General features: G+C 73.4%; 1 protein-coding gene. It reads right to left on the bottom strand.

Annotated elements, in window-relative coordinates; genetic code table 11:
• Positions 1 to 3,762, bottom strand: a 3,762-nt coding sequence (locus G5C60_RS49930; protein ID WP_420907489.1) for a MupA/Atu3671 family FMN-dependent luciferase-like monooxygenase, incomplete at both ends; no start/stop codon positions are given.

Genomic DNA, 3,762 nt, shown 5'->3' with positions numbered 1-3,762 from the left:
CGCCATGGCCCCGAGCACTCGGTCCAGGTCGTCCAGCAGGCCCCGTACGGTCGACGCGTCGTACAGGTCGGCGTCGTAGCGGATGCGGAGCCGCAAGCCGTCGCGGGTGTCCAGGGCGGCCAGCGCCAGCTCCAGTGGGGCCGATTCGGTGCCGCCGGAGATCTGTTCCGCGGTCAGTCCCGGCAGCCGGACGCGGGTCAGGGGCGCGCCGTCGAGGTCCGCCGATACCGTCACCAGCGGGCGCGGATGCCCCGGGTCGGGGCTGATGGCCGCCAACAGGGCGTCGAGGTCCACGTGTTGGTGCTCATCGGCCGCGAACAGCGCGTCCCGCGTGGCCCGTACGGCGTCCCGCAGCGGGGTCGTGTCCGTGAGCGCGGCCTTCAGCGGCAGTACGGCGACATGGAAGCCGACGGTGTGCTCGGTGCCGGGGCGGCGCCGCCCGAAGGTCGAGCCGACGAGGAACTCGTCCTGCCCGGACCGCTCCCGAAGCACCGTCTGCCAGGCGGTGAGCAGCGTCGCGAACAGGGTCACGCCCTGCCGCCCGCTCCACTTCCGCAGTCCGCCCGCCCGGTCCGCGTCCAAGGCGACCTCCTCGGCCGCGCCCCGCCCGGCGACCCGGCGACCGCGCGGCCGGTCGGTGGGCAGCGAGCAGGCGGGCGGCAGCGGGTCGAGGTGGCCGCGCCACCAGTCCAGGTCGGCGGGATCGTACCCGGCCCGCGGCGCGTCCAGCGTGCTCCCGGCCGCCGCGGCGAACACCGGAGCCCGGCCCTCCACCGCCGCCCGGTACAACTCCTCCAGGTCGGCGGCGAGGAGCCCGGCCGAGTGGGCGTCCGTGACGATGTGGTGCAGGCCGAGAAGCAGCACATGGTCGTCCGGCGCGAGCCGCAGCAGCCGGGGCGTGAACAGCGGCCCCTCGGCGAGGTCGTACGGCCGTCTGCTCTCCTCGCGCAGTACGGCGGCCACGGCCTCCTCCCCGTCGACGTCGGTCACCGTCAACTCCGGCCGCAGGTCCGGCCGTACGACCTGTTCGACCGTGTCACCCGCCGCGCGGAAGACGGTCCTGAGGCCCGCGTGCCGCTCGACGAGACCCGCCACGGCCGTGCGAAGTGCCGGCTCGTCGAGGGAGCCGCGCAGGCGTACGGACTGGATCTCGTTGTACGCCGCCGGGTCGTCGATCAGCCGGGAGGCGAGCCAGAGCCGGCGCTGGGCGTCGGTGGCGGGCCCGCTGCGGGCGGCCTCCCGGTGGCGCCGCCGCAGCGCGTCCAGGTGCTCGAGCCCCGCCCGCATCTTGTCGGCCGGCATGCCGAAGTCCACGAGCGCGGCGATCTCGTCGACCGCGGCCTCGCGCAGCGCCTCCACCAGCGGGGCGCAGCTGTCGGGCGTGCCGATCAGGGCGCGTTCGTCGCAGTAGCGGTCGTATGCGCGCCGGAAGAGGTAGTCGAGGTCGTCCTCGCTCGCCGTGGCCACGTCCTCGGGTCCGGCGCCGAGTGCGCTCGCCGCGGACCGCATCTGGAGGGAGGAGCGCAGATAGCGGCTCATCGGCTCCAGGGCCTCGGCGCGGGCCGTGGCGTGGTCCTCGCCGAGGTAGGTGTGGAGCAGGACGGTGACGCGGCCGGTGTCGGGATCGAGGCCGTGCTGTTCGCGGGCCTTGCGGAAGTGGCGGATGTTCTCGGCGAGTTCGGCGACGGTCTGGCTCATCAGGTTGGTGACGATCCCCAGTCCGCGCCGCCCCGCCTCCTCGTACGAGGCGCGCCGCCCGGAGGTGGCGAGGAACATCGGCGGCAGCTCCTGCACCGGGCGGGGGTGGACGCGTACGTCGACCGGCTCGCCCTCGCCGGTCGTACGCCGCACGGTGCCGCCGCGCCACAGCGTTTGTACGTCGTCGAGGTGGGCGAAGGCGATCTCCTTGCGGCGCTCGAAACGGTCCGGGTGGAGCGCGAAGTCCTGGGCGTGCCAGCCGGTGGCGCAGCCGAGGCCGACCCGGCCTGCGGAGAGGTTGTCGACGACCGACCACTCCTCCGCGACCCGCACCGGATCGTGCAGCGGCAGCACCACCGACCCCGCGTTGAGCCGGATGCGGCTCGTCTCGCGGGCCAGCGAGGCGGCCAGCACGGCCGGGTTGGGGAAGAGGCCGCCGAAGGAGTGGAAGTGCCGCTCGGGCAGCCACAGAGAGCTGAAGCCGCGCTCGTCGGCGAAGCGGGCGGTGTCGATGAGCCGGTCGTAGGCGGACGTTCTGTCGTAAGCGGACGTGCTGTCGTCGTCGGGGTAGTCGCCGAAGAAGTACACGCCGAAGTCGGGCTGCTTGCGGGGGCGTTCGGGCCCCCGGCGGGCGGCGGGCCGGGCGGGCCGGGACGTCGGCGTCGGGAAGAAGCCCGCCTCCCGAAGTTCCCGCAGGGAGCCCTTCACCGCGTCCGCGACGTGTTCGACGTCGGCGTCGGTGTGGGCGGTGGAGAGGTAGAAGCTGCGCCACTCCCACACGTAGATGCCGCGCAGCAGCAGGTGCTGGTAGAGCAGCTCCATGTCGGCGCGGTGGACGAAGCGGAACATCGAGCCGAAGTGGGCCAGTTCCAGGGGGAATTCCTCGTCCGTGAAGAAGCGGTTGAGGTCGTCGGCGAGGGCGTCCGTACGGGCGTTGAGCCGCTCTTGGAGCCGCGGTCCCTCGGCGGCGAGGTGGGTGAGGACCGCGTTGGCCGCCGCCATGGACAGCGGGTGCTGCAGGTACGTCCCGCCGAAGAACGTGGTCTCGGCGGTGGGGCGGCTGTCGTCGCCGTACCGCCAGAAGCCGCCGTCGACGCCGTCCATGATGTCGGCGCGGCCCGCGATCGCTCCGATGGGGAAGCCGCTGCCGAGTGCCTTGCCGTAGGTGGCCAGGTCGGGCACGACACCGAAGTGGTGCTGGGCGCCGCGCGGATGCGGGCGCAGGCCGGTGAGCATCTCGTCGAAGAGCAGCACGATGCCGCGGCACCGGGTCAGTTCGCGCAGCTCGCGCAGGAAGTCGACCGGGCGCAGGGCGGGGTTGCGGCACTGCACCGGCTCGACGAGGACGGCGGCGATGCGGTCGCCGAGCGCGTCGATGGTGTCCAGGGCTTCCTGGCTGCCGTATTCGAGGACGATCAGCTCCGCGACGGCGCTGTCGGGGATGCCGCGGGAGACGGGAACGGCGCCGCTGTCGGGGCCGGGGCGGCCCAGCACCGTGTCGATGTGACCGTGGTAGGAGCCGCGGAACATGACGATCCGGTCGCGTCCGGTGGCGGCGCGGGCGAGCCGGATGGCTGCGGAGTTGGCCTCGGTGCCGGAGGCCGCGAACGCGACGCGTTCCATGCCGGTCAACTCGGCGAGTTTCCCGGCGACTTCACCCGCCTCGACCGGGCGCGGCCCGAACCTGAGCCCGCCGTCCAGATGCGCGCGCACGGCCGCTGTCACGCATTCCGGTTCGTGGCCGAGGAGGAGGGCCCCGAAGCCCATGGTGATGTCGGTGTACGTGTTCCCGTCGACGTCCGTCAGGTGCGCGCCGCGTGCGGAGCGGGCCGCGAGCGGGTACAGCGTCTCCTTCGTCGAACGCCGGAACCCGACCATGGCCCGGCTGTCCGCGAGCACGGAACGCTGCGACTGGGCGAGCTCTTTGGAGGTACGGGTGCGTTCCGTGAGACGCCGGGCGAGCTCGGTGGCGTGGGCGCGCTGGGAAGCGGTGGCGTGGGCGCCGGCCATGCCGGAGTTGTGGGGGACAGTGACGTGGGGGCCGTGGACCGTGGGTGCGGGGGG

Source organism: Streptomyces scabichelini (assembly GCF_011045015.1).
Taxonomy (GTDB): Bacteria; Actinomycetota; Actinomycetes; order Streptomycetales; family Streptomycetaceae; genus Streptomyces; species Streptomyces scabichelini.
The sequence above is the reverse complement of the archived record's forward strand: the minus strand, read 5'-3'. Positions and strand labels throughout refer to the sequence as shown.